Annotated in this window: 25 protein-coding genes and 1 pseudogene; 15 read left to right on the top strand and 11 right to left on the bottom strand. The window is 63.2% G+C overall.

The genetic code is table 11. From position 1 onward, the window contains the following. Window positions 1–7: 7 nt before the first annotated feature. Window positions 8–712 (top strand): HAD family hydrolase, encoded by a 705-nt coding sequence (locus N675_RS10750; RefSeq protein ID WP_038039910.1) that lies wholly within the window; start codon window positions 8–10, stop codon window positions 710–712. A gap of 41 nt (window positions 713–753) precedes the next feature. On the opposite strand, the gene N675_RS10755 is transcribed toward N675_RS10750, so the two are convergent. Then, window positions 754–1,128, bottom strand: coding sequence for a DUF2283 domain-containing protein (locus tag N675_RS10755; RefSeq protein WP_038039911.1), 375 nt, complete (start codon window positions 1,126–1,128; stop codon window positions 754–756). 108 nt (window positions 1,129–1,236) lie between these two features. Here N675_RS10755 and N675_RS10760 point away from each other — a divergent pair, with 108 nt between their 5' ends. Both N675_RS10760 and N675_RS10765 read left to right on the top strand, forming a co-directional pair. Next, window positions 1,237–1,599 (top strand): hypothetical protein, encoded by a 363-nt coding sequence (locus tag N675_RS10760; protein ID WP_038039912.1) that lies wholly within the window; start codon window positions 1,237–1,239, stop codon window positions 1,597–1,599. Continuing rightward, window positions 1,592–2,698, top strand: a complete 1,107-nt coding sequence (locus tag N675_RS10765) for a quinone-dependent dihydroorotate dehydrogenase (protein WP_051914647.1) — start codon at window positions 1,592–1,594, stop codon at window positions 2,696–2,698. The genes N675_RS10760 and N675_RS10765 overlap by 8 nt, the downstream gene beginning before the upstream one ends. Here the strand turns inward: N675_RS10765 and N675_RS10770 are convergent. Both N675_RS10770 and N675_RS10775 read right to left on the bottom strand, forming a co-directional pair. Beyond that, complete coding sequence (locus N675_RS10770; protein ID WP_038040672.1) at window positions 2,682–4,049, bottom strand: MFS transporter; 1,368 nt, start codon at window positions 4,047–4,049, stop codon at window positions 2,682–2,684. The genes N675_RS10765 and N675_RS10770 overlap by 17 nt on opposite strands. A 162-nt stretch (window positions 4,050–4,211) precedes the next feature. Further along, window positions 4,212–5,021 carry a fumarylacetoacetate hydrolase family protein gene (locus tag N675_RS10775; protein ID WP_051914648.1) on the bottom strand — a complete coding sequence of 270 codons (810 nt, stop codon included), beginning with the start codon at window positions 5,019–5,021 and terminating at the stop codon, window positions 4,212–4,214. A gap of 117 nt (window positions 5,022–5,138) precedes the next feature. Here N675_RS10775 and N675_RS10780 point away from each other — a divergent pair, with 117 nt between their 5' ends. Next, window positions 5,139–5,720 (top strand): O-methyltransferase, encoded by a 582-nt coding sequence (locus N675_RS10780; protein ID WP_051914649.1) that lies wholly within the window; start codon window positions 5,139–5,141, stop codon window positions 5,718–5,720. Window positions 5,721–5,741: 21 nt separating this feature from the next. Beyond that, the gene (locus N675_RS10785) at window positions 5,742–6,032 is read left to right on the top strand and encodes a GYD domain-containing protein (RefSeq protein WP_038039913.1); all 291 of its coding nucleotides are present in this window, start codon (window positions 5,742–5,744) and stop codon (window positions 6,030–6,032) included. 83 nt (window positions 6,033–6,115) lie between these two features. Here the strand turns inward: N675_RS10785 and N675_RS10790 are convergent, their stop codons facing one another. From N675_RS10790 to N675_RS10800, 3 genes are read right to left on the bottom strand one after another with little or no spacing between them, the layout of a single operon-like run. After that, window positions 6,116–7,720: a pilus assembly protein TadG-related protein gene (locus N675_RS10790; protein WP_038039915.1), complete on the bottom strand. Its 1,605-nt coding sequence runs from the start codon at window positions 7,718–7,720 to the stop codon at window positions 6,116–6,118. A 17-nt stretch (window positions 7,721–7,737) separates the two neighbouring features. Continuing rightward, complete coding sequence (locus tag N675_RS10795; protein WP_038039917.1) at window positions 7,738–8,232, bottom strand: TadE family protein; 495 nt, start codon at window positions 8,230–8,232, stop codon at window positions 7,738–7,740. Next, a complete protein-coding gene (locus N675_RS10800; RefSeq protein WP_197066296.1) occupies window positions 8,229–8,681 on the bottom strand; it encodes a TadE/TadG family type IV pilus assembly protein in 453 nt (150 codons plus the stop codon). The genes N675_RS10795 and N675_RS10800 overlap by 4 nt, the downstream gene beginning before the upstream one ends. A gap of 198 nt (window positions 8,682–8,879) precedes the next feature. Here N675_RS10800 and N675_RS10805 point away from each other — a divergent pair, with 198 nt between their 5' ends. Then, window positions 8,880–9,983, top strand: coding sequence for an aminopeptidase (locus N675_RS10805; protein ID WP_038039920.1), 1,104 nt, complete (start codon window positions 8,880–8,882; stop codon window positions 9,981–9,983). 194 nt (window positions 9,984–10,177) lie between these two features. Here the strand turns inward: N675_RS10805 and N675_RS10810 are convergent, their stop codons facing one another. After that, window positions 10,178–10,930, bottom strand: coding sequence for an anti-sigma factor (locus tag N675_RS10810; protein WP_038039922.1), 753 nt, complete (start codon window positions 10,928–10,930; stop codon window positions 10,178–10,180). A 2-nt stretch (window positions 10,931–10,932) separates the two neighbouring features. Beyond that, entirely contained in the window at window positions 10,933–11,598 is a 666-nt protein-coding gene (locus tag N675_RS10815; protein WP_081887065.1) for a sigma-70 family RNA polymerase sigma factor, read from the bottom strand. Window positions 11,599–11,858: 260 nt separating this feature from the next. On the opposite strand from N675_RS10815, the gene N675_RS10820 reads away from it, so the two are divergent. Further along, window positions 11,859–12,854, top strand: coding sequence for a sigma-70 family RNA polymerase sigma factor (locus N675_RS10820; RefSeq protein ID WP_051914650.1), 996 nt, complete (start codon window positions 11,859–11,861; stop codon window positions 12,852–12,854). Window positions 12,855–12,928: 74 nt separating this feature from the next. On the opposite strand, the gene N675_RS10825 is transcribed toward N675_RS10820, so the two are convergent. Beyond that, on the bottom strand, window positions 12,929–13,993 hold the full coding sequence (locus tag N675_RS10825) for a HoxN/HupN/NixA family nickel/cobalt transporter (protein WP_038039923.1): 1,065 nt from the start codon (window positions 13,991–13,993) through the stop codon (window positions 12,929–12,931). Between the two features lie 169 nt (window positions 13,994–14,162). Here N675_RS10825 and N675_RS10830 point away from each other — a divergent pair, with 169 nt between their 5' ends. Beyond that, window positions 14,163–14,666 (top strand): Fur family transcriptional regulator, encoded by a 504-nt coding sequence (locus N675_RS10830; RefSeq protein ID WP_051914651.1) that lies wholly within the window; start codon window positions 14,163–14,165, stop codon window positions 14,664–14,666. A 19-nt stretch (window positions 14,667–14,685) separates the two neighbouring features. Here N675_RS10830 and N675_RS10835 read toward each other — a convergent pair whose 3' ends face one another. Then, the gene (locus N675_RS10835) at window positions 14,686–14,901 is read right to left on the bottom strand and encodes a hypothetical protein (RefSeq protein WP_038039924.1); all 216 of its coding nucleotides are present in this window, start codon (window positions 14,899–14,901) and stop codon (window positions 14,686–14,688) included. A 183-nt stretch (window positions 14,902–15,084) separates the two neighbouring features. Between N675_RS10835 and N675_RS10840 the strand changes: the two genes are divergently transcribed. Beyond that, the gene (locus N675_RS10840; protein WP_081887066.1) at window positions 15,085–16,287 is read left to right on the top strand and encodes a pyridoxal phosphate-dependent aminotransferase; all 1,203 of its coding nucleotides are present in this window, start codon (window positions 15,085–15,087) and stop codon (window positions 16,285–16,287) included. Window positions 16,288–16,310: 23 nt separating this feature from the next. Then, entirely contained in the window at window positions 16,311–17,621 is a 1,311-nt protein-coding gene (locus N675_RS10845; protein WP_038039925.1) for a flavin monoamine oxidase family protein, read from the top strand. Here the strand turns inward: N675_RS10845 and N675_RS10850 are convergent. After that, window positions 17,618–18,400: a TIGR01458 family HAD-type hydrolase gene (locus tag N675_RS10850; protein ID WP_038039926.1), complete on the bottom strand. Its 783-nt coding sequence runs from the start codon at window positions 18,398–18,400 to the stop codon at window positions 17,618–17,620. The two genes, N675_RS10845 and N675_RS10850, sit on opposite strands and share 4 nt — an antisense overlap. A gap of 118 nt (window positions 18,401–18,518) precedes the next feature. On the opposite strand from N675_RS10850, the gene N675_RS10855 reads away from it, so the two are divergent. From N675_RS10855 to N675_RS10870, 5 genes and pseudogenes are all read left to right on the top strand, one after another. After that, window positions 18,519–18,950, top strand: coding sequence for an arsenate reductase ArsC (locus N675_RS10855; RefSeq protein WP_038040684.1), 432 nt, complete (start codon window positions 18,519–18,521; stop codon window positions 18,948–18,950). Between the two features lie 639 nt (window positions 18,951–19,589). Continuing rightward, window positions 19,590–20,456, top strand: a complete 867-nt coding sequence (locus N675_RS10860) for an IclR family transcriptional regulator (RefSeq protein ID WP_051914652.1) — start codon at window positions 19,590–19,592, stop codon at window positions 20,454–20,456. Window positions 20,457–20,517: 61 nt separating this feature from the next. Beyond that, window positions 20,518–21,621, top strand: a complete 1,104-nt coding sequence (locus N675_RS10865) for a sugar-binding protein (RefSeq protein ID WP_231578022.1) — start codon at window positions 20,518–20,520, stop codon at window positions 21,619–21,621. A gap of 169 nt (window positions 21,622–21,790) precedes the next feature. Further along, a pseudogene (locus N675_RS14850) lies at window positions 21,791–22,177 on the top strand (ATP-binding cassette domain-containing protein); the annotation flags it as partial. Between the two features lie 33 nt (window positions 22,178–22,210). Next, window positions 22,211–23,227, top strand: coding sequence for a sugar ABC transporter ATP-binding protein (locus N675_RS10870; RefSeq protein ID WP_422396430.1), 1,017 nt, complete (start codon window positions 22,211–22,213; stop codon window positions 23,225–23,227). The last annotated feature ends 9 nt before the right edge of the window (window positions 23,228–23,236 follow it).

Raw genomic sequence — 23,236 nt, forward strand, 5'->3', positions numbered from 1 at the left:
GCTGCCGATGGAGACGCCTCGACTCGCCTTCCTGTTCGACCTTGACGGCACGCTCGTTGACTCGGTCTACCAGCACGTGCTGGCGTGGCGTGCTGCGCTCGAACACGCTGGCATCGATCTTGCAATCTGGCGCATTCACCGGCGCATCGGGATGAGCGGCGGCCTCTTCTTGAGCGCGCTGATGCGCGAAACCGGCCGCCTTCTCTCAGCAGACGATGTCGCGGCCTTGCAGCGCGTCCATGCGGAAACGTACCAGTCGTTGTTGTCGCAAGTGCGCCCACTGCCTGGGGCACGTGAGCTACTTGACTTCCTGACCGAAGCACACGTGCCCTGGGCAATCGCGACAAGCGGGCGGCGGGAGATCGCCGTTCGCACAATCGCCGTGCTTGGGCTCTCACCTGACGCGATTACCCTGGTGACACGCGACGATGTTCGCCATGCCAAGCCCGACCCTGATCTCTTCCTGACGGCTGCTGAACGGCTTGGCGTCGATGCCCAGGATGCGATCGTCGTCGGCGACAGCGTCTGGGACATGCTCGCTGCGCGTCGGGCTCGTGCGCTGAGCGTCGGGCTGCTTGCTGGCGGCTATGGGCAGGGCGAACTCGAGTTGGCTGGAGCCTACCGGGTGTATCAGGACCCAGCCGACTTGCTCCGCCACCTTGACGAGGTCGGCGTGCGCACCTTTCCCACGCCGCTGCTCGCCGATGACTAAGCGATCCCGGTTCCCGGCCCGACCGGCCGCCAGGGCAGCCATCAGGTATTGCCACTGGGATAGCTGATCTCATAGCCTGGCCCACGCCGCGGCACGACGACGGCAAGAAGTTGGCCGTGTGCGTCGAGCTCAAGCATGAGTTGAATCGGAAACGACCGAGCAGACTGATCAGCGCGGGCCACGGATTCCGGCGCAAACGACAGGTAGCAGCCAGTCTCGTCCTGGCTCACCCAGCTGGCCAAGCGCGGCGAGAGGGTGATGCGCTGACTGCCACTTGGCCAGACAATTTCAATCCCGAGCAGTCGGCCAGCTTCACCAATGTCCAGCTGGCCGTGCGCCGGAATGGTCTGGTGTGCCTCACCAGGGAGCAACTGCAACCGAAGGGCGTTCGCATCTGGCTCGTAGGTGAGTTCCATCGTACCCTACACTCTCAGCAACATGCCCGGCGGGCAGCATGCCTGCGCTTGCGCCAAGCCTACACCGCAGGAATCAACGGCGGGGCTGATCGGGAAGGACGAGGCACAATGTCAAGTGCCATGGCAATCCCACCATCATTCCAGGCGATTGCGGAGCCACGTGAGCTGTGCGCGGGTTGGGTTCTTGCGCTGCGACGTCCCGGATTCGAGTTCACACCGATCCTGCTCGGCAAACTCGCCACGTTCCTGGCGCTCCGGCAGGATGCGGTTGCCGCCTTCGCATTCCTTGTTCCCTTTGCCCCAACCCTGCCCGACGATCCAACGCTGCTGGCCACCGCCCAGGAACTGGTCCGCCAGGAAATCATGGCAGGGCGGATCGCTGATCGGCAGGAGCGCACCTTTGAGTATCGCAACGGCGCATTCCGCGAGGTCCATGCGCCACGATGGTGGGTGGCGGTGCTGCATGACTGAGCGCACGTTCTCCCTGTACCGTCGCGGCATCTGGCCACTGCTCAGCCGGCTGGATCCCGAACAAGCCCACCGGCTTACCCTCACCGTCCTGCATCTGAGCGAACGCATTCCGGGCGGCCTCACGGCCCTGCGCGCCGCGTTCCACCCGCCGGTTGACGATCGCCTGCAGGTGCACCGCTTCGGATTAACGTTCCCCAACCCCCTCGGCCTTGCCGCTGGCCTCGATAAAGATGCGGTCGCGGTCGGCGCGTGGTTCGCCCTCGGTTTTGGCTTCGTCGAAGTCGGCACCGTTACGCCACGGCCACAGCCGGGGAATCCGCGCCCTCGACTCTGGCGCATCCCCGAAGCCGGGGCACTGGTCAACGCGCTGGGCTTTCCAAGCGCGGGTGCAGCGGCTGTCCGCGCTCGCCTCGTCGGGCGCTTCTTTCCTGGTCCACTCGGGATCAATCTTGGACGGAATAGCCAGACACCGAACGAACGGGCCCTCGACGACTACTGTGCCGTTCTGGCCGCGCTGTGGGACGTCGCTGACTACGTCGCTGTCAACGTCAGCTCGCCGAATACGCCCGGGCTGCGCGCGCTTCAGCAGCGGACGGCGCTTGCCGAACTCGTGCGCGTGCTCCAGGCGGAAAATCAGCGCCTGGCTGCGCTCCATCGCCTCCGCCCACGGCCGATCCTTGTCAAGCTCGCTCCCGATCTTTCCGACGCCGACCTCGAGGATGCCCTGGCCGGCATCATGGACGGTGGAGCAGATGGCGTGATCATCGCCAACACGAGCCTTGACCGAACGCTCGTGCCATCTTGGCCTGCAGGCGGCCGGGGAGGCATCAGCGGCGCGCCGCTGCGAGACCGAGCGCTTGCGCTCACCCGTCGCGTCTACCAGCGGACGAACGGGCGCTTGCCGATTATCGGTGTCGGCGGCATCGCCTCGGGTGCCGACGTGCTTGAACGGCTGCGTGCTGGCGCCAGCCTGGTTCAACTCTACACCGGGTTCATCTACGGCGGCCCGGCTGTGCCAGCACGCATCCTCGCCGATATCCTGGCCTATCTCGAGCGCGAGCGCATCCACTCAGTCGAGCAGCTTATCGGAGCGGGGTAGCTGCCAATTCGGTGGGCGCAATGCGCTCAAGCGGCTCGCCACGGGTCTCTTCGCCAAGCAGCAACACGTCAAGCGCCGTCAGCACAAAGACGGCCATGAACAGGGCAAAGACTGCCGGCTGGCTCAGGCCAGCGCTGCTGAGCAACCACGGAGTGAGGTACGGCGCGATAATGCCGGCAATGCGCCCGAATGCCGCCGCTGCTCCCGCGCCCGAGGCACGGAGTGGCGTGGGGTAGAGCTCTGGGGTGTAGGTGTAGACGACGCCCCAGGCCCCCAGGTTGAAGAACGACAGAAGACAACCCCAGAGCACGAGGATCGGCGCTGTCCCAGCGTTCCCGAGCAGATAGGCTGCGACTGCCGAGCCGAGCAGGTAGAGCACCAGCGTGGGCTTCCGGCCCCAGCGATCAACGAGATAGGCCGCGGAGAAGTAGCCAGGAATCTGCGCGAGTGTCGTGATGAAGACGTAGGTAAAGCTTCGCGCAACAGTCAGTCCGCGGGCAACGAGGAGCTGCGGCAACCAGGTGAAGACGCCATAGTAGGAGAAGACGATGCCAAACCAGAGTAGCCACAGCATTAGCGTGCGTCGCACCAATGGCCGGCTCCACAGCCGCGCAAGCCGCTCCCACGTTGATGCGCGTGCAGCCTGGGCTGCCGGAGTTGGCTCCAGGGCGACCGGCGCAACGCCCGCCGCTTGCTCCAACTGCCGCACGATCGAGATCGCCTCGTCAACGTGGCCCGTAACCGCAAGGTAGCGCGGGGACTCCGGCAAACGCCGCCGCAGGTAGAGCACCGCAAGGGCTGGGAGCGCGCCAACGGCGAACGCCACGCGCCACCCCCACACTGGCAATGTCGGCACGATGCCAAGGCCAACAATCGCTGCCAGGATCCAGCCGTAGGCCCAGAAGCTCTCAAGAATGACGAGCATACGCCCCCGGGCTGTGGCTGGGGCAAACTCGCTGACTAACGCTGAGGCGACCGGCAGCTCTCCACCAAGGCCTAACCCCGCGATAAAACGGAAGAGCAGCAGCGAAGGCAGGTTCCACGCGAGCGCGCTCAGGCCAGTGCCAAGGCTATAGATCAAGAGCGTGGCAAGGAAGAGCGCCCGACGGCCATAGCGGTCAGCCAGCCGTCCTGCACCCAACGCCCCGACGAACAACCCAAAAAACCCAGCGCTCAAGATGAGTCCTAAGTCCGTCGCCTTCAGATGCCAGTCGCGCCCAATTCCGACCAGCACGAAGCCGACAAGCCCGACGTCCATTGCATCGAACATCCAGCCCAGCCCGCTGAGCACCACGAGGCGCCAGTGTTCACGGGTGGCCGGGAGGCTGTCGAGCCGATCGCTCACGGTCACCATTGCTACCGATCCTTCCCTGCCTGGCGTTTCACCACCACACTGACAAGACACCTGTCAAGACAGCAGTATAGACCGACGCGCGGACGCTGACAACACCACAGCAGCCAGCGCCCGCACGCCGTCGGCTGAATGCGCAGGGAAATCGCCGAGAACGCGCGCTTACTCCCGCGACAACCGCCAGGTGAACGTGCCGCCATCCGGCAATGTCTCAGCGACGGCCACGTTCCGCAAGACGCCGATGCCGGCAATCTCGATCTCGACGACGTCGCCGGGCTGCATCCGCGGTGGATGGGCTGGCGTACCGGTCATGATGATGTCGCCGGGTTCGAGGGTCATCACGCGGCTAATGAAGGCAATCAACTCAGGGACGCTGAACAGCAACTTCGCAGTCGTCGACTGCTGATGGACGGTTCCGTTTACCCGGCTCGTAATCGCGAGATCGCGTGGATCGAGATCAGTCACAATCATGGGGCCGAGCGGCGTGAACGTGTCGAATCCTTTGGCGCGAGCCCATTGGCCGTCGCGAAACTGGTAGTCACGCGCCGAGACATCGTTCGAGCAGGTATAGCCGAGCACCACGTCCAAAGCCTGCTCGGGCCGGACGTAGCGCGCCCGCCGTCCGATGACGACCGCAAGCTCAGCCTCGCTATCGACTTGCTCGGTGCCCTGCGGCAGCACAATCGGCGCGCCATGGCCAACGAGCGAACTGGGCGGCTTGAGGAAGATGATCGGATTGTCGGGCACTTGGAACTGCGGGGCATCTTCGGTGATATGGTCGAGATAGTTTAGGCCGATCGCGATGATTTTGCTCGGCACGACTGGAGGGAGCAGGGTCAGCTGATCAATTGGCCCGACCGCTTCACCCGGCCGAAGCCCCTGGAACGGGTCACCGCTCGTGGCCAGGACAACGTCACCCTCAACGAGTCCCCAGCGCGGCCCGCCTTCCCACAGGTAACGCACGATCCGCATACTCTGCGCCTCCTCAGCAACCCCGTGCTCTCGCCGATAGCGACAGCGCTCTGGAGTATCATCAATGCAAGCGATCCGGCTGGTCAAGCACTGAGAGCGGAGGAAAGGACACCAAGGGTGAGTAGTGTCGCTCGGCAGGAATTGCTCGATGCGCTTCGGCAACACGCCCACCACGATGGCGCGCCACCGTTGCATCCGGACGCCGCTCGCCTCCTCCATTGGCTCGCGCTGACAACGGGCGCCCAGCATGCACTGGAGCTTGGCACCGGCAACGGCTACGCGACCCTCTGGCTGGCTGACGCCATGGCGCAGAATGGCGGACAGCTCATCAGCGTCGACCGTGATGCCGTCCGGCAACAGGTGGCGCGGGATTACCTTGCACGCGCTGGGCTCCTCGACGTGGTCACGTTACGCTGCGACGATGCAGTAGCCGCGGTCGAGACGCTGGACAGTCCAGTCGACCTGGCGCTGATCGACCTGGGCGACAAGGAAGCGTACCTGCCGAGCCTGCGCGCGTTGCTGCCGCGCCTGCGCCCCCACGCGGTCATCATGGCCGACAACGTTCGCTCGCACGCGCAGGAGCTTGCGCCATTTCTTGACTGGATCCGTGCTGAGCCGCGGTTTGCGCTCACGGAGTTGCCCTTTGGCCCTGGCCAGGCTCTGCTGTGCTGGCTGCCGGATCGTGCGGGAACGCGCTAGCCTTCGGAAAGGAGGTCAGCAATGCCACTCTATATTCTGCTCACCACCCTGACGGATGAGGGCATGGAGACGATCGCCGACTACCCTGAGCGGATCAAGGAAGTGAACCAGGAAGTCGAGCGGATGGGCGCGCGGGTGCTCCATCAGTGGGCTGTCCTGGGGCCGTATGATTTTGTGAACGTCGTCGAAGCGCCAGACAACACGACAGTTGCGCGCATCTCGGTTGCGCTCGGCTCGCGCGGGACGATCCGGATCATGAGCTTGCCGGCCATCCCGATCGACGAGTTCATCGCCGGCGTGAAGCCGCACTAAGACATCCGAATACGTCGAAGCCCGCCGCGGTGAACAGTGCTACGGCGGGCTTCAGCGTTCGCTTCCACACGACGTGAGCAGGGCTAGGGCGTCCCAGCAGCGTACGGCACGAGGCTCACCGTTGGGATAGCAATCTTGACATACTCCTGGTACTTGACAACCGCGTTGACGTTGCCGTTCGTTGAGAGTGAGTTGACGATCAATTGCCCAGTTGCCCACGTACCACTGGCGTTACCAGTCAGCTGGAGCTGTGCACTTGGCAGATAGACGATCCCGTTAACCTGGGACGAGGAATTTCCGACCATTCGCAATGTGCTGCTATTCCCGCGGGCCTGGAAGATGACCAGCCCGGGCTGCATGCCAGGGTAGAGCGGTGTGGTCGACCCGGTGAACTGGTAGCTTGTATTCCCAACAACACTGATGGTTGAGCCGTTATCGAGGTAGAAGAGGACATTTTGTCCACGAATCGTCTGGTTACCGACTAACTGGACGGTCGGACCATCGATATAGTAGAGCCCAGGCGGAAGCGTTGAGTCGGTGTTACCCGTGATGCCGAAAGAAGCGTTGCTTCCACCGATGTAAAAGGACATCTGTGCCGGATTGATCTGCGTGGTATTCATGTTACCGGTAAGGGCGAGTGTGCCATTAATGATGAAGAATTGGTATTGGCCTGGCATGAATGTGATCGAACAGTTCCCAGTAATCGTGAAATTGCTGTTGTTGAAGACATAGGTACCAGGATAAAACGTCACGTTGCAGTTCCCCGAGATGTTCAGGCCACCGCCTGTGAAGTAGAAGAAATTCCCCCCACCTGATGAACCAAAGGTTACGCTCCCGTTACCGTTGTATTGGACACTCTGAATTTGGTAGACCGTACCGGGGAATACGAGTGAGCCGTTGCCGCTTTGCGAAATCGTCGAATAGGAGCCGGACGGGCAGGTTGTACTGCCAGCGCTGCTACTGCACTTCCCGCTGGGAGGGTTGGGAGCACTGGGCACTGTCGGCTTTGGTGGCGCGGGCATGTTGGCAAGCGGATCTGGCACGATTGGCATGCCAGTGTTTGTACCAGCCTGCCCGTTAAAGCCACAATTTCCAGTCGTCGCCAGGTTACCTACAGCATCGACGGTACCGTCTGCTTGGAGGCTGCCATTCCCTGTGCAGCGCATGCCGCCGTTGGACATGGCACTGCCATTGACGATCCGGATACCAACGTTACCAATGAGGTTAATCGCTTGCGGGTCATTTTGCTTGAGGGCCAGGAGAGCATACGGCTTCGTGATCGGCGTGAGCTGAGCAGCGGCGCGAGCGGTTGCCGACCACGGCCCTGAGTAGACAACACCCAGGAAGAACCGCGGCGGTGGCGCCGTGACTGTGACCTTGACCTGTTTGTTTGTTCGATCGACAGTAATTTCGGGAATCTGCAGGCTGGACCGGATCGCGCTTGGCACATTCGTTTGCGCATAACTGGTCACATCGCCTTGAATGATCGTATCGCTTTGATTTTTCAGGAGGTCGATGGCCCCAGCGAGCGCCGCAGCATCCGCAGCATTCTGCAAGGACCGCTTGGTCGCCAGCAGCATACCAACGTCGAGCGCCAGGGCACTAAACCCAGCCAACGCTACGAGCGCTGCAGCCATCAGCACGAGCACTTGCCCAGGAAGCCGCCGCCGTCGCGTAGTGTGCGTCATACCCTCCCCCTTCGCGCTCAGTAGTGGACGATCATGGTGCTGGTCGCTTGCATCGGAATGCTCGGCACACGAATGGCAAAACCGACCAATGGCGTGAACGAATACTGTACCTGCACCTGGACATGTTTGCCCGGATCCAATGGGTCACCGTCAGGCGCACTCACCGTGACTTGCACCGAATTGGGATTTGGAATCACAACCTTCGACTGCACATAGCTCTGCACCTGAGCCTGGATGCTGCTTGCCGTCACCGGCTGACTACAGGTCTGGTTCCAGGCGTTGGTATAGCAGCCATTCCCATGAACAGCGGCCCAGCGCGCCCCCTCCCGCGCAGCATTCACGATCTGGTTTTTGACAAAAAAGGCCCAACCGAACTCAATGGTGCCAAGGATCATCGAGATGAGGATGAGACTCGCCGCCGCAAACTCCACCAGGTTTTGCCCTGGCAGCGCTCGCCGCCACTGACGCACAGTTGTTGCCACGGCAGTGATCGCCCGCTGTACCTGCATCATGACGGTATAACCCGCATCTTGACAACACGTTGCATGGGGTAACCAGTCGGGCCAGCCGAAGGCAAAAACGGCAACTTGGGCCACTTGATCAACGGCTGATAGGTTCCTTGGACCGTCACCTGCACGTAGGTGAAGGTCGTGCCGTTGACCGTCTCCGTCCCCGTGCTACTCGTGACCGTCGGTGTCACACCGAGCAACCTGTTGCCTTGCAACTCATTCAGTACTGCTTGCTGAATCCCCGCGGTATTGGTAGCATTCCCCGCACTGAGCGAGCCATAGTGCGCCCCTTCCCGCGCCGCGTTGCCAAGCTGGATGTAAACCACGAAGGCCCCGACAACGTCAGCAGCGGCGGCAAGCAGAAGCAGCAGGAACGGGAGCGCCATCGCTAGCTCAACCAGCGACTGCCCCGGCCACCGTCGTGATTGTGATGCCGCTTGCCGGTTTGCCATCGCCGTTTGCCTACCCAGGAACGACATACTACTCCAGTCTTAGCATAGTCAGTTTTGCCATTCTCCTGATAGAGCCACTTGTACTCATTGCCTCAGCCATTGCCGCCTTGCGGGCTAGCCTATCTGTCCTGTGCCCCGGCACACGCTGGCTAGCCGTCTCGTGCTGCGGTAGCATGCCTGGTGGAAAAGGAGGGAGCAATGGCCGATCCGTTGTTCGAGCAGTTTGCGCGCGTCCTTGTCGAGTACGCGCTGGAAGTCCAGCCGGGCCAACTCGTCGTTGTCACAACCACGCCCAGCGCCAAACCACTGCTCCTGGCCGTGCATCGCCAGATCCTCGCCCGCGGCGCGCATCCCGTGGTGCAAATTCGCTTGCCTGAGCTCACCGAGCAGTTCTACCGCTACGCGAGCGACGAGCAGCTGCAGTATGTCGCGTTCGACGAACAGATCCCGGTCGAACAGGCTGACGCGCTCCTCACCATTTTGGCCACCACCAACACCCGTGCGTTGACGAGTGTTGATCCCCAGCGGATGCAGCGGGCCCAGCAGGCGCGCATGGCGCTGCAGGAGACCTACCTGCGCCGCGCGGCGGAGGGAACACTCAACTGGTGCATCACCCTGTTCCCAACCGAGGCCTACGCCCAAGACGCTGAGATGTCGCTTGAGGAATACACCGCGTTCCTTGCCCACGCTGCCTTCCTCGATACCCCTGACCCAGTCGCTGCCTGGCAGGCCCAGAGCCAGGAACAGCAACGGCTGATCGACTGGCTTCGTGACAAGCGGGAAGTGCACATTCGGGGGCAGGACACCGACCTTCGCCTCTCGATTGCCGGCCGCACGTTCATCAGTGCAGATGGGCATAAGAACTTCCCCGACGGCGAAATTTTCACTAGCCCCGTTGAGCACACGGTCGAAGGCACCATTCGCTTCAGCTTTCCCGCGCTCGTTGGGGGTCGCGAGGTCGAAGACATTCGGCTCTGGTTCGAAGGCGGACGTGTTGTCCGCGCCACGGCTGCCAAAAACGAGCACTATCTGCACCGGATGCTCGAGACCGACGAGGGAGCGCGGGTTGTCGGTGAGTTCGCGTTTGGGCTCAACCGCGCCATCGACCGCTTTACCAAGCAGATCTTGTTTGATGAGAAAATCGGCGGCACCGTGCACCTTGCGCTCGGGGCCGGCTACCCCGAGACCGGCTCGCAGAATCGCAGCGCCATCCACTGGGATATGATCTGCGACCTCCGCCAGGGTGGCGAGGTTTGGATCGACGGCCAGCTCTTTCTGAAAGACGGGCAGATCGTCGTCTAAACATCACACGCGCACATGAGCACGCATGCTCCGCATGGCATACGCGAGCGGGCCATTGCCGTCAACGCGCTCGCGTGTGCCCGCCAGGCCGCGCTGTCACGTCGGCGCTGGCAGGCAGTGTTCGCCACAACATGCGGACGCTCACCGCGCCCACTCTCCGGAGCACACGACAGCGCCGAGAGGATGATGGTGCGCTATCGCCCGGCGTGCGTAATGGTGGCAAACGCGATTTGTTGTCCGCTCGGACTGGCCGCCAGCGACGCCGACTCGAGAGTAATGGCGATACCGTCAAACGTCGAGAGTGTCTCCTGCGGTGTCAAGTAGAGCTCAGCGTTGCCGAGGCTATCGACGGGCAGGATCCCGGCGTTACGATACTGCCCGTTCCGCACCAGCCAAACGACGTAGACCTGACCCGTTGGTGGCCGGGGCACGTTCTGCATCATGATCAGCGCCGCGTTGCTCGACGGATCGAGGATTACGCCGCCGCGAATGCCGGGTGATGCACCGGTACCAGTTAGCTGGGTGACAAACCCTGTCCCGTGGCTGACGAGTTCGATCACGGCGCGTTGCGACGGTGTCGGGATCGTCGTTGGCGTTGCCACAGGGGCCGTCTGGCGCGCACTAGCCCAGACCAGGACAAGGGCCAGCAAGGCAGCCGCGGACGCCGCAGCCCAGCGCACCGGCCCAGCGAAGAGCGCGGTGACACTCGCGAGAACTCCCCGACGCTCGGTTAGCTGGGCAAAGAGCGTTTGGCGTGCCCGCTTCGGCACGGGGACGGGGTCGACCGCGTACGGCAACAAGGAAACGACACCGCGGGCCTCCTCGACCGCGCGGCGACAATCAGGACAGACCGCCAGGTGTCGCTCGACACGTTCGAGCTCGTCGGGCTCGAGAGCGCCAAGCACATACCCGGCGACGAGGTCGCTGACATGCTCGCCGGGTGGCATCCTCACTCCTCCTCAGGCACCACACCACGCAGCGCCTCCTGCAGCTTCTGCAGTCCAAGCCGCAGCCGTGTTTTGATCGTCCCGAGCGGTTCGCCAAGGGCCTCGGCAATTTCCCGCTGGGAGAGTCCAGCAAAGTAGGCCAGCTCGATCGCCTGGCGCTGCGGCTCTGGCAGCGCACACAACGCTGCTTGAATCCGCTGGCGCAACTCCGCGACCGACGCTGCTTCCTCTAGATCGACCGTCTCATCAGCCTCGCCGCCCAGGATCTCCGTCACATCAACGAGATCGGCACGTTGCGGACGTCGGCGCTTGCGTCGCAGGGCATCAATAGCGAGATTGTGCGTGATGCTGAGCAGCCAGGTTGGGAAACTCCCCCGCACATGCTCAAAGCGGTCGGCTTGCTGCCAGACGCGCAGGAATGCTTCCTGCAGCAGCTCCTCCGCTTCAAGCGGGTCGCCGACGATCCGCAAGGCAAACGCGAACGTCGGTCGGGCATAGCGGTTGTAGAGCACTTCCAGCGCCTGCACGTCCCCTTGGCGAACCGCCGCGACCAGGGTCACATCGTCGCACTGCGCCAACGCCTGGGGGGATGGGGCAACGCGCGCCGCGGTGAGCTGCCGCAACAAGCCTGTTTGGAGGAACCGCCGGTACGGCTGACTGACGGCCATCGCTACTCCTACGTGCCACCCTGAGTATACGCGGTCGAGGCAGGAGCAGTGCAACGACGTCGCGGCAACAATGAAACGAATGGCGGACTTTTTCCGTTATAGAGAGTAGAGGATGGTGCGCGGTGTCGCGTTGGATTTGTGAAACCGTGCACAAGCGCCTTGACAACACGCCGCAGGCGTGGTAGTATAAGAAGGTTTACAAAGGAAGACGTTACGTGTCCGAACAGTGCGTTCGGACACGGTGGAGGTGACGAGAGCCGATGACAGAGCGCGAGATTCAGGAACTGCTGGAGCTCGATCAGCTCGTAGAAGAGACCGACCTCGAGGAACTCGATGAAATCGAGGAATCAGCTGACCTGATCGATCAGGCAGCGAATGATGCGGTCTATCGCTACTTCCGCGAGGTCGGCGGGCATCGCCTCCTGACGCATGCTGAGGAGATCGAGTACTCGCGTGCGGTGCGCGCGGGGCTCGAAGCGCGCAAGCGCATCGAAGCGGGCGAGGATACGCCGGAGCTTCGCGAGCTAGTGCGCAAGGGCCAGGAGGCGCGGGAGAAGCTGATCCGCCACAACCTGCGCCTCGTCGTCTCAATCGCCAAGCGGTATCGCTCGAGCGAGTTGCCCCTGATCGATCTGATCCAGGAGGGCAACATCGGGCTGATGACCGCGGTTGAGCGCTACGATCCAGAGCTCGGCTACCGCTTCAGCACGTATGCGACGTTCTGGATTCGCCAGGCGATCGGCCGGGCGGTGGCGAACCTGAGCCGCACGATCCGCGTGCCCGTGCACATGCACGACCTGATCGCCAAGATCCGGCGTGCGGAAGCGCAGATCGAGCAGCAGAAGGGCCGGCCAGCGACCAACGAGGAGCTGGCGGAGATGCTGGGCATTGACGTGAGCCGCATTGAGCAGGCGCGCAGCTCGATCCCGCGGACTTCGTCGCTCGATCGCCCGATTGGCGAAGATGGCGAGAGCACAATCGGCGACTTGCTACCTGACCCGCGGAGCGAGGAAGTCGTCGACGAAGCGCTGACGAACGCGATCCGCGAGCAGATCCGCCGCAGCCTTGAACAGCTCACCGAGCGCGAGCGCGGTGTGCTGATCCTGCGCTTCGGGCTCAATGGCGAGCAGCCGCGGACGCTGGCGGAAATCGCCGAGCACTTCAAGATCAGCCGCGAACGCGTGCGTCAGATCGAGAAGGAAGCGCTGGCCAAGCTCCGCAACTCTGACTTGAAGCTGCTGGCAAGCGCTGCCTAAGCTGACAGCTCATCCGAATGCAGTCACCAGGCCCGCTGGGTATTTCCAGCGGGCCTGGTTGTTTCGGCCGCTGCCTAGCTCCGCGGCTGCTCCAGGAGTGCACCCCAGCGCTCTTCAACGTGGCGCAGCTTGTAGAAGGCAAAGGCGATCGCCCACGCGACCACAAATGCCCCGACGATGATGAAGCCAAAGGCGCCAAGGTCAAGGTTGCTGATCGTGTCCCACACACCCCCTTCGAGGCCAAGCAAGCGGATCAGGATCTGGAGCAACTCAATGACACCGATGAACAGAGCAACGAAGACCGAAATGCCGGTCATCGTCAAGTTGTAGAACAGCTTGCGCACCGGGTTGGAGAACGCCCAGGAATAGGCCTTGGCCATGAACACGCCATCGGTGGTATCCATCAGGGTCATGCCAGCGGCGAAGATGATCGGCAGCGAGACGACGGCGGCAAACGGGAGACCTTGGCTGGCCGCCCCAGCCGAAATGGCAAGCAACGCCACTTCTGATGCGGTATCAAACCCCAGGCCAAAGAGAAACCCGATCGGGTACATCTGCCAGCTGCGACTAATCAAGGCGAACAACCGGCTGAAGAGACGCGTCAGGACACCGCCGGTTGTGAGCTGCGCCTCGAGGGAGGCGTGATCATGCTCGCCGCGCCGCATGCGGCGGTAAACCTGGACAATGTCTAACAGAATGATCAGGTTGAGCAGGCCAATCAGGACGAGGAAACCACCCGAGACCGTCGTCCCGATGAGCCCGCCGAGGCTGCGCAATTCGCCGTTTTCCGAGACGACGCCCTGGACAATCGACCGCACGGCAAAGCCGAGGGCGAGCGCAATCAGAAACACGACGGTCGAATGGCCAAGCGAGAAGAAGAAGCCAACGCCAACGGGCCGCTGCCGCTGCTGCAGCAGCTTGCGCGTTGTGTTGTCGATCGCCGCGATGTGATCGGCATCAAAGGCATGGCGCAGGCCAAAGCTGTAGGCCAGTCCGCCAAGCCCAAGAATCGAGGGATGCGCTGCTGCGACACTGAGGAGCATGCCCCATCCCAGAAGGTGCATGAGTGCAATGATGCTGTAGAACCCAGCAAGCCGCCACCGCTCGCCGCGGTCGAGTCCCCGCGTCACTCCCTGCATCACTGGTCACTCCTTCCACTGCGTCTACCTGGAGTCTAGCGGAAGTACCCACGTTCTTGCAACACATTGCAGGAGCAACTGCTTGCAACATGGACACGCTGTTCAGCGCGCTTGCGCGGCAGTTGCGGCTAAACGGCGGGGCACGCAGAATTGACCATGGGGCAGGACAATGGCTGACAACGAGGGAAATCAATTGACGCAGCTGGTCATTGCAGCATTACGTGGGGCGGGGCAACGGGTGACGCGTCAGCGGCTCCTGATCCTCGAAGCCCTGGCGCGCCTCGGTGGGCATCGCACGGCCGACGAGGTCTACGCTGTGGTGCACCCGCAAGACCCGACAATTCACCGCTCGACCGTCTATCGCACCCTCGAATTTGGCGTCCGGCTCGGTTTAGTGACGGCAACGAACTGGGAGAACAAGCGAGTCTTCGAGTTCGTGCACGCACGCGGCCACCACCACCTTCACTGCCTCCAGTGTGGCCGGATCATCGAACTCGATGATGCGCTCCTCAAGCCGCTCCGTGATGCGCTGGCTGAGCAGTACGGCTTCCAGGCCCAGCTCGACCATCTCGTCATTACGGGCAGGTGCCGAATATGTCAAGCTGCCCACGCAGCGCATCCCTCAACCGAAACGCTGCGTGAGCAGCCCACACGCGCTGCGCAGGAGTCATAGACCCGATCTGCGCGTGGGACTAGTGGCGCTGCGCCGACTCGCCGCCCCCACGCGAGAGCAGAATGGCCACAATCGTGATCAGCGCCATGAGGGTTACGGCCAAGAGAATTGACCCATTTGGGCCGACGGTCTCATTGAGGAAGAGCAACGATTCACCGATACCGACAATCAACGCAACGGTGAGGACAACGGCGATCAACGGGATTACGATGGCTAACACCACATCTCGTCGCATTGCTCGCCCTTCACGTGTGCTCGGCCGCACGTCGAAGGCGCACAGCGTGACGCCCCGTAGCATTATGATGGCTCAGCGTGGGATCGGCAAGGGCAACGCTTGCCGCGCTGCGTGCCGCTATGCTTCAGTTGCGGTAAACCGAAGAACGCGCCAACCTGCACGGCGCGGGAAGGGGTAACGGTGATGGAAACACGCGAGAAGCCATCGGACGCCATGCTGGCTGCGCGCATGGCACAGCTGGGCACGGAAAGCGCGTTTGAAGTCCTGGCGCGGGCGAAGGCGCTCGAAGCACAGGGGCGAGACGTCATCCACCTGGAGATTGGCGAGCCCGACTTTACGACGCCCGCGCACATCATTGAGGCAGCCGTCACGGCCCTTCACCAGGGCGACACGCACTACACTCCGGCCCCGGGGCTCCCCGAACTGCGGGCAGCCATCGCGGCCGAGGTCAGTCGCACCCGCGGCATTGCCGTTGACGCCGATCAGGTCGTCGTCACCCCTGGCGGCAAGCCGATCCTGTTCTTCACGATCCTGGCGCTCGCTGAGCCTGGCGTTGAAGTGCTCTATCCCGACCCTGGCTTTCCGATCTATGAGTCGGTGATCCGCTTTGCTGGGGCAACGCCCGTGCCGTTGCCGCTGCGCGAAGCCCAGGGATTCGCCTTTGATCCCGACGAACTGCGCCAGCTAATCACGCCACGGACGCGTTTGGTCATCCTCAATTCGCCGCATAACCCGACTGGGGCAGTTCTCGGCCCCGACCTCCTCGGCGTGCTCGCCGATCTTGCGCAGCGCTTCGCGTTCTACGTGCTCTCCGACGAGATTTACTCGCGCATCCTGTATGATGGGCACTTCCACAGCATCGCGAGCCTCCCCGGAATGGCCGAGCGCACGATCATTCTCGATGGCTTTTCCAAGACCTACGCGATGACCGGCTGGCGACTCGGCTACGGGGTCTTCCCGAAACCGCTCGCCGAGCCGATCACCCGTTTGGCCATCAACTGCCATTCGTGCGTGCCCGGCTTCACACAGCGTGCTGGCCTCGCGGCCTTGCAGGGGCCGCAGGAGCCGGTAGCGCAGATGGTCGCCGAGTTCCGCCGGCGGCGCGATGCCGTTGTCGCGGGACTTAACCAGATTCCAGGAATTCGCTGTGCTCTGCCGGCTGGTGCATTCTATGTCTTCCCCAATATTCAAGGCATCACGCAGGATACGGCTGCGTTTGCCCGTGCCCTGCTTGACGAGGCTGGGGTTGCTGTGCTCCCCGGCACCGCGTTCGGGCAGGCCGGCGATGGCTACCTCCGCCTGTCCTACGCCAATTCGTTGGAAAACTTGCAGGCAGCGCTTGAGCGCATTGCGGCATTTGTCGAGCGTTTTGCTGCAACATCGTGAGGGTAAGGGAAAGAGTACGGCGTATGTGTCATACCGTAACCGAGCAAACGACGGTGCTGGTTCTTGGCGCGGGGGCAGCTGGCCTCGCCGCAGCGCGCCGTCTTCAGGCCGAAGGTGTTCCGGTCATCGTGCTTGAAGCGCGGGAGCGACCGGGCGGCCGGATGTGGTCCTCCGGGCCAGAGATCGCCCCCTACCCGGTTGAACTTGGTGCCGAGTTTATCCATGGGGATCATGTTGTCACGTGGCAGTGGCTCACCACTTGCGGGCTTCACGCGCTGACCGATCCAAGCCAGTACCGGCGATACTGGGCGGATGGCGCCCGGCTGATCCACGCACACGCGTTGTCGACGCCAACTGGCGAAAGCCTGTTTGGCGTTCTGGGGGATGCCGCTGAAGCATGGCTGGCACGCCACGGCACCGACACGACGTTCGCCGAAGCGCTCCGTGAGTGGGCGCGAAACCACGGCCTGGGGGAGGATCAGGAGCGCTGGCGCTTATGGGCCACGCTCTGCGCGATCAGCTGGTCGGGTGATCTCGACGAGGTAGGGGTTGCCGGGGAACTTGAGGCGACCTACGAGGGCGACGGCTGGCGCAACTTCCGTGTCCGTGAAGGCTACGGCCAACTCGCGCACTGCATGGCCGCTGGCCTTGACATTCGCTACGATACCCCTGTCCAGGCGGTCCACTGGGAACCGGCTGGTGTCGTCGTCGAAACAGCACGCGGGATATTTCATGCCCAGGCCGCGGTTGTCGCGCTGCCGCTCGGCGTGCTGCAACGTGGCAGCGTGCGATTCGACCCGCCGTTGCCCGCAGCGCTGCAGGAAGCCATCGACCGGCTTCATCCTGGCCGCGCGCTCAAGGTCGTTGTGCGGCTCCGCGAGCAGGTGCTGGCTGACGAGATTGGCTGCGTCTTTACGGCTGAGCCGCGGGGCATCTGGGAACGGCCAGGCCTCGGCTTTGGCTCGCTCGACACCGTGCTGAGCTTCTTGACCGGCGGGCAAGACGCCGCGCGGCTTGCTGCAGCTGGAGACGGCGCGGTCGACCTTGCCCTTGCGGCACTCGAGCGACCGCTCGGCCGCCGGCTGGTGCCGCTGGTCGAGGCGGCCTGGGTCATCGACTGGATCAACGACCCCTGGTGTTTTGGCGGCTATTCCTTTGAGCCGCCGGGCACCGCTGGGCTCCGCAGTCGCTTCAGCCAGCCAGTCGGTGACGTACTGTTCTTCGCCGGGGAGGCAACCAACGTCATTCGCCCGGCGACGGTTCACGGCGCGATCGAGAGCGGCGAGGCGGCCGCGGCCCGGCTGCTCGCTGCCCTCCATCGTCCCGTGGGCTAGGCTGTGCCGGTTCGTAACCACGCCGGCAGCGCCGCGAACGAGGGCAGGACGACATCAGGCTGTTCCGAGGAAACAGTGTGTGGACGGTACGCACCGGTCTGCACGAGGATCCCCGTCAGCCCGAGAGCCTGGGCCGGCAGGATGTCATCCTGCAGCCGATCGCCGACCATCGCGACGGCTTTGGAGGCCGGCAGCCCAAGCTGGGCAAGGCCGATGCGGAAGAAATCCAGTGACGGCTTGCCGACGACGTGCGCAGTCACGCCAGTTGCGGCCTCAAGCCCGAGGATAAAGGCACCGGCATCTAAGCTGAGCCCATCGCGGCGCTGCCACGACAACCCTTTATGCATCGCCACAAACGCTGCGCCGTTGAGCAAGAGGCGGAACGCATGGTTGAGGCGAGCATAGGTGAAGCACTCGCCCGCACCGCCAATCACGACCACACGCGCCTCCGGGCCGTCCGTCTGCGGAAGATCGGCAAATTCCTCGATGCCGCTCCCTTCGACGAGCACGTAGCACGGCTGGCCTGGATAGCGAGTGCGGACAAACTCAGCAGCAACGCGGGCGGCGGTAACGATCTGCTCATCGTTGACTGGGAAGCCCAGGCCACGCAGCAGAGTGCCGAGTTCGCGGCGCGAGCGCAGGGTAGTATTACTCAACAGCACCAGCGGGATGCCGGCCTGCACGAGCGCGTGAAACGCCTCGGGTGCGCCAGGGATCGGCTCGCCGTCAATGTGCAGCACGCCGTCAATGTCAACCAGGAGTCCAGCTATCTGCGCCATTGCCTGCCCTTCCGCTGTTCATTGCGCGTTCATCTTGCCATGCCGACACCGTGCTTGACTGGGTTTGTCACGTTGCGAGACTTACGGTGAACTGAGAGCGAAGGAGTGAAGCGTGTTGATGCGCGTACTGTTCCTGTGTACCCAGAATGCAGCGCGTTCGCAAATGGCCGAGGCACTTTGCGGCTGGCTGACCGATGGCCAGGTTGAAGCACATTCGGCTGGTACCCGACCAACGCGGCCGCATCCCATGGCAATCCGCGTGTTAGGCGAACTCGGCATCGATTGGAACCAGGCGCAAGCGAAGTCGCTTGACCGGTACCAGGGGCAAACATTTGACTGGGTGATCACGCTCTGCGACGATGCGGCAGAGGCCTGCCCGGTCTTCCCGGGTGCAGTCGAACGGGCCCACTGGCCATTTCCTGATCCGAGCGCTGTGGTCGGGAGCGAAGAGCAGCAACTGGCCACCTTTCGCTTTGTCCGCGATGCCTTGCGAGAGCAACTCAGCGACTGGCTCGATACCGTGGCTCCCGGGTTACGTGTCCGCGAGTAGCGCGGCTTGGATCGTTTGGCGATATCGCAAACGAACAGGCGGTGCTGGAAGCTGCAGCAGGTGGTGGCTGGCCTGTCACCGCCGCTCCGCGCCATCCTGGCATGTGCCGCGCCGGAAGGCCCGCCGGCACCCCGCCAGCACGCAGCCGCGTTGTCACATCCCCTTCGACATCGACTGCTGACGGCACCGCTACCCGTTAGGGCAAACCATACCTCGCGCTGAGACATCGGCGCCGATGCCAAGCAAGGAACCGCTTGGCACAGCGGAGTGCCGTGATCGCCCCGGTGGGGTTAGTCTCCAGGTCCTCGGGTCAACCGGTGCGTTCGGCATGCCGCACCCGCGACCACGCTGCGCCCAGGCAGGTGTACGCAGCGGGGAGTGACACGAGCAGGCGGAGGCTCGCCGGCCGTGCCAGCGTGCCAGGCACCGCTGATGCCGAACACGTATGAGTTGCGCGGCGCCACTCCAGCTGCAACACGCACGCGTCGGGCGGTTCAGGTACTTGACAACCGTGGGGTGAGCCGATAGAGTAAAAGCAAGGCTGTAATATCAGACAGTATCCGAAATATCGGACACACACACCAGCGACATTGCTGTTGGCGCAGATGGTGGACAGCGTCGAGGAGATCGGACTCAGAGATGCCACGTCAGGTTCCGGCAGTCGTCCGCGCGCTCGATATCCTCGAGCTCTTCTTGCGGCAGTCGCCGCCGCCGGCGTTGTCTGTCCCCGAGATTGCCGCTGCGTTGAACTTGCCGCGCAGCACAGCCCATGAGCTTGTCGGCACGCTCGTGGCGCGCCGCTACCTCCAGCCTGATGCCCATCAGCCCCATCGCTTCACGCTGGGAGTGCGCCTCTTTGAACTCGGCAATGCCTACGCCGCTGGACTCGACCTCGCCCGCGAGGGACAGCTGGTTGCGCAGCAGGTCGCCGCCCGGTGTGGGGAAACGGTGCATGTCGCTGTTCTTGACGGCGTTGAGGTCTTCTACATTGCCAAGGTTGACAGCACGAATCCCGTCCGGCTGGTCTCCGCCATCGGCAAGCGGTTGCCCGCCCACTGCACTGCCGTGGGGAAGATGCTCCTGTCCGGCCTTGCGGACCACGAACTGGAGGAGCGCTATCGGCAGGCTGGTGGCCTGGTGGGCATGACCCCGAACAGCATCACCAGTCTCGCGGCGTTGAAAGCCGAGCTGGCGGCAACGCGCCGCCGCGGCCTTGCCTACGACAACTGCGAGTCCAACCTTGACGCGCGCTGTGTGGCCGCGCCGGTCTACGACCACGAGGGGCACATGGTCGCGGCGATGAGTATTTCGTTCCCGATTATTCGCGATGATCCCGTCCGGATTCTTGAACTCGCCCAGTTGATCCGCCAGGGCGCTCGCGCGCTCTCAGAGCGGCTCGGCTACCGCGGGACAGCGCGCTTCGACGGTGCGATCGAGCCGCCGCCATGGCATCAGGCAGCAGCGCAGGAGCACGCAGGGGGAGGAGGTGACAAGCCACGAGGATAGGCAGCGACGTTCTTCGGCTACGGTGTGTTGGGAAGAGGGCACAACAGTGACGGAGGAGACTATGCCGAATTACGGAATGCGCTGGACACGACGACAGGTGCTTGGTGCTGCTGCGGCAGGCGCAGCATCGCTGCTCCTCGCCGCCTGCGGGCAACAGGCGACACCAACCCCGACCACGGCCCCAGCTGCGCAACCGGCGGCATCGCCGACGCCAGCGGCGACGAAGGCCGCCGCATCACCAACAGCGGCAGCAAGCCCAACCGCGGCATCAACCGGAACCCAGATGGCGGTGCCGACGGTCGCGGCGGGAACCAAGATCACGATCGCGATCGTCCCGAAACTCGTTCACCCGTTCTTTGAGGACGTGCGCAAAGGCGCGAGCCAGAAAGCGCAAGAACTCGGCGTGACCCTCCAGTGGGTTGCCCCGCAAACGGCCGATCCGGCAACGCAAGTAAAGATGATCGAAGATCTCATCACGAAGAAAGTCAACGCCATCTCAATCTCGCCGAATGACCCGAAGTCCGTCGAGCCTGTGATCGCCGAGGGCATGAAGCAAGGCATCTTGATGATGACCTTCGACTCTGATTCGCCGAACAGCCAACGGGTGATGTACATCGGCACCGACAATACCAATGCCGGCAAAGCCCAAGGCCAAGCGCTGGCGCAGTTGCTTGGGGGCAAGGGCAAGATCGGCATCCTGACCGGCGGTCTGAGCGCCCTGAACCTCAACCAACGGATCGACGGCCTGAAGCAGGCCGTTGGCTCGTCGATCCAGGTCGTCGATATCCAGGCGACGGACGACGACGCGCAGAAGGCGCTGAGCGTCAGCGAGGCGATGCTCCGCGCACATCCTGACCTCGACGGGATTGCCTGTGTCAGCGCGACTGGCGGTCCGGCGCTTGCGCAAGTCCTCAAGGGGCCAGACTTCAAGGATCGCATCGGCAAGCTCAAGATCGTTGCCTTCGACGACCTGGATGAGACCAAGCGGGCCATTCAGGAGGGAATTATCCAGGCCACGATGGTGCAGCGACCGGTGCAGATGGGTGTGCTGACGGTCCAGTGGGCATATGATATTCTCACTGGGAAAGCGAAGCCCCCGTTCCAGAACATCGACACGGGAGTCACCGTCGTGACGAAGGACAACCTCACGTCCTACACCAAGTGAACGAGTGTGGGGGGGCAGCCAGGTCTCACTGCGTGGCTGCCCCCCGGCAGGCAACGTGATGAGGGAGCACATGGAACAGCAGGGCGAGGCGGCAGCCGAGCGCGTCCCAATTCTCGAAGCGCGCGACATTCACAAGCGTTTCCCAGGTGTCCACGCACTCACCGGCGTCTCCCTGACCGTCTACCCAGGCGAAGTCCTCGCGATCGTCGGCGAAAATGGCGCTGGCAAGTCGACCTTAATGAAGATTCTCTCTGGTGCCCTCCAGCCAGACGACGGCGTGATCTGCATCGACGGGCAGCCAGTACGCTTCGCCGACCCACGCGATGCGCTCGCCCACGGCATCGCCATCATCTATCAGGAGTTGAGCCTCATCGATAAGCTCACGGTCGCTGAAAATCTCTTGCTGGGACAACTTCCTGGACGCGAGAGCGCCACCTGGCTGGTCGATTGGCCAACGGTATGGCAAAAAGCCAGCGCACTCCTCGAGCAAGTCGGGTTGTCGCTTGACCCGCAGGTGCCGGTTGCCCGCCTGAGCGTTGGCCAGAAGCAGCTGGTGGAGATTGCACGGGCGCTCTCACGGAACGCGCGGGTGCTCATCCTCGACGAGCCGACGAGCGCGCTGTCGCTGCAAGAAACCGAGCGCCTCTTCGCCTTGCTGCGCGACGTGCGCGCCCGCGGCGTGGCAATCCTCTATATTTCCCATCGCCTCGACGAAATTTTCGCGCTTGCTGACCGGATCACCGTCATGCGCGACGGGCAGGTCGTCGCGACGCTGCCAGCGCGCGATGCGACGCGTGAGCAACTCATCCGGCTGATGGTTGGGCGCGACCTCCAGGCCTTCTACGCTGACCTGCCCGATCCCGAGCCGCGTGTCCGCCTTGAGGTGCGCGGGCTGAGCCGCCGTGGCGTGTTACAGGACATCACCCTCAGCATCCGCGCCGGTGAGATTGTCGGGCTGGCAGGGTTAGTCGGCGCTGGCCGTACGGAACTCGCGCGCTGCCTCTTTGGCGTTGACCCCTACGACACCGGCGAAATGCTTGTCGATGGACAGCCGGTGCGAATTCGCACCCCGCGTGATGCGGTACGGCTCGGCATCGGTTTCGTGCCAGAAGACCGGAAGCTGCAAGCGCTCGTGCTCATCCTTGCTGTCCGGCAGAACACCACGCTGCCGCTCATTCCCATGCTCAGCCGACTCGGCATTTTCCAACAACGGCGCGAGCGCGTGCTGGCGCAGCGGTACGTCGAGGAGCTGCGCATCCGCACCCCGTCGGTCGACCAGCGGGTCATGAACTTGAGCGGTGGCAATCAGCAGAAAGTCGTGTTAGCGCGTTGGCTTGCCGCGCAGTCGCGCATCCTGATCCTCGACGAGCCGACGCGGGGTATTGATGTCGGCGCCAAGGCCGAAGTGCACAAGCTTATCGCCGATCTTGCCCGGCAGGGAGTCGCCATCCTGCTGATCTCCTCAGAACTCCCGGAAGTGCTGGCGATGAGCCACCGGATTCTGGTGATGCGCGAAGGACGCATTGTCGCCGAATTCCCCCGCTCGCAAGCAACCGAGGAACGCGTGCTCGCTGCGGCGACGGGACACGCGAGCGTGATGTCGTGAGCGGAAGGA

Origin of the sequence: Thermorudis peleae (genome assembly GCF_000744775.1) — a bacterium.
GTDB lineage: Bacteria > Chloroflexota > Chloroflexia > Thermomicrobiales > Thermomicrobiaceae > Thermorudis > Thermorudis peleae.

Coding starts and splice junctions, on each gene's coding strand:
- N675_RS10840 (WP_081887066.1), top strand. CDS start 15,085: ATGGAAACACGCGAGAAGCCATCGGACGCCATGCTGGCTGCGCGCATG.
- N675_RS10850 (WP_038039926.1), bottom strand. CDS start 18,400: ATGGCGCAGATAGCTGGACTCCTGGTTGACATTGACGGCGTGCTGCAC.
- N675_RS10800 (WP_197066296.1), bottom strand. CDS start 8,681: ATGGCAAACCGGCAAGCGGCATCACAATCACGACGGTGGCCGGGGCAG.
- N675_RS10795 (WP_038039917.1), bottom strand. CDS start 8,232: ATGATGCAGGTACAGCGGGCGATCACTGCCGTGGCAACAACTGTGCGT.
- N675_RS10775 (WP_051914648.1), bottom strand. CDS start 5,021: ATGCGGATCGTGCGTTACCTGTGGGAAGGCGGGCCGCGCTGGGGACTC.
- N675_RS10805 (WP_038039920.1), top strand. CDS start 8,880: ATGGCCGATCCGTTGTTCGAGCAGTTTGCGCGCGTCCTTGTCGAGTAC.
- N675_RS10865 (WP_231578022.1), top strand. CDS start 20,518: ATGCCGAATTACGGAATGCGCTGGACACGACGACAGGTGCTTGGTGCT.
- N675_RS10820 (WP_051914650.1), top strand. CDS start 11,859: ATGACAGAGCGCGAGATTCAGGAACTGCTGGAGCTCGATCAGCTCGTA.
- N675_RS10860 (WP_051914652.1), top strand. CDS start 19,590: ATGCCACGTCAGGTTCCGGCAGTCGTCCGCGCGCTCGATATCCTCGAG.
- N675_RS10810 (WP_038039922.1), bottom strand. CDS start 10,930: ATGCCACCCGGCGAGCATGTCAGCGACCTCGTCGCCGGGTATGTGCTT.
- N675_RS10835 (WP_038039924.1), bottom strand. CDS start 14,901: ATGCGACGAGATGTGGTGTTAGCCATCGTAATCCCGTTGATCGCCGTT.
- N675_RS10790 (WP_038039915.1), bottom strand. CDS start 7,720: ATGACGCACACTACGCGACGGCGGCGGCTTCCTGGGCAAGTGCTCGTG.
- N675_RS10825 (WP_038039923.1), bottom strand. CDS start 13,993: ATGCAGGGAGTGACGCGGGGACTCGACCGCGGCGAGCGGTGGCGGCTT.
- N675_RS10785 (WP_038039913.1), top strand. CDS start 5,742: ATGCCACTCTATATTCTGCTCACCACCCTGACGGATGAGGGCATGGAG.
- N675_RS10830 (WP_051914651.1), top strand. CDS start 14,163: ATGGCTGACAACGAGGGAAATCAATTGACGCAGCTGGTCATTGCAGCA.
- N675_RS10855 (WP_038040684.1), top strand. CDS start 18,519: ATGCGCGTACTGTTCCTGTGTACCCAGAATGCAGCGCGTTCGCAAATG.
- N675_RS10765 (WP_051914647.1), top strand. CDS start 1,592: ATGACTGAGCGCACGTTCTCCCTGTACCGTCGCGGCATCTGGCCACTG.
- N675_RS10815 (WP_081887065.1), bottom strand. CDS start 11,598: ATGGCCGTCAGTCAGCCGTACCGGCGGTTCCTCCAAACAGGCTTGTTG.
- N675_RS10755 (WP_038039911.1), bottom strand. CDS start 1,128: ATGGAACTCACCTACGAGCCAGATGCGAACGCCCTTCGGTTGCAGTTG.
- N675_RS10845 (WP_038039925.1), top strand. CDS start 16,311: ATGTGTCATACCGTAACCGAGCAAACGACGGTGCTGGTTCTTGGCGCG.
- N675_RS10750 (WP_038039910.1), top strand. CDS start 8: ATGGAGACGCCTCGACTCGCCTTCCTGTTCGACCTTGACGGCACGCTC.
- N675_RS10760 (WP_038039912.1), top strand. CDS start 1,237: ATGTCAAGTGCCATGGCAATCCCACCATCATTCCAGGCGATTGCGGAG.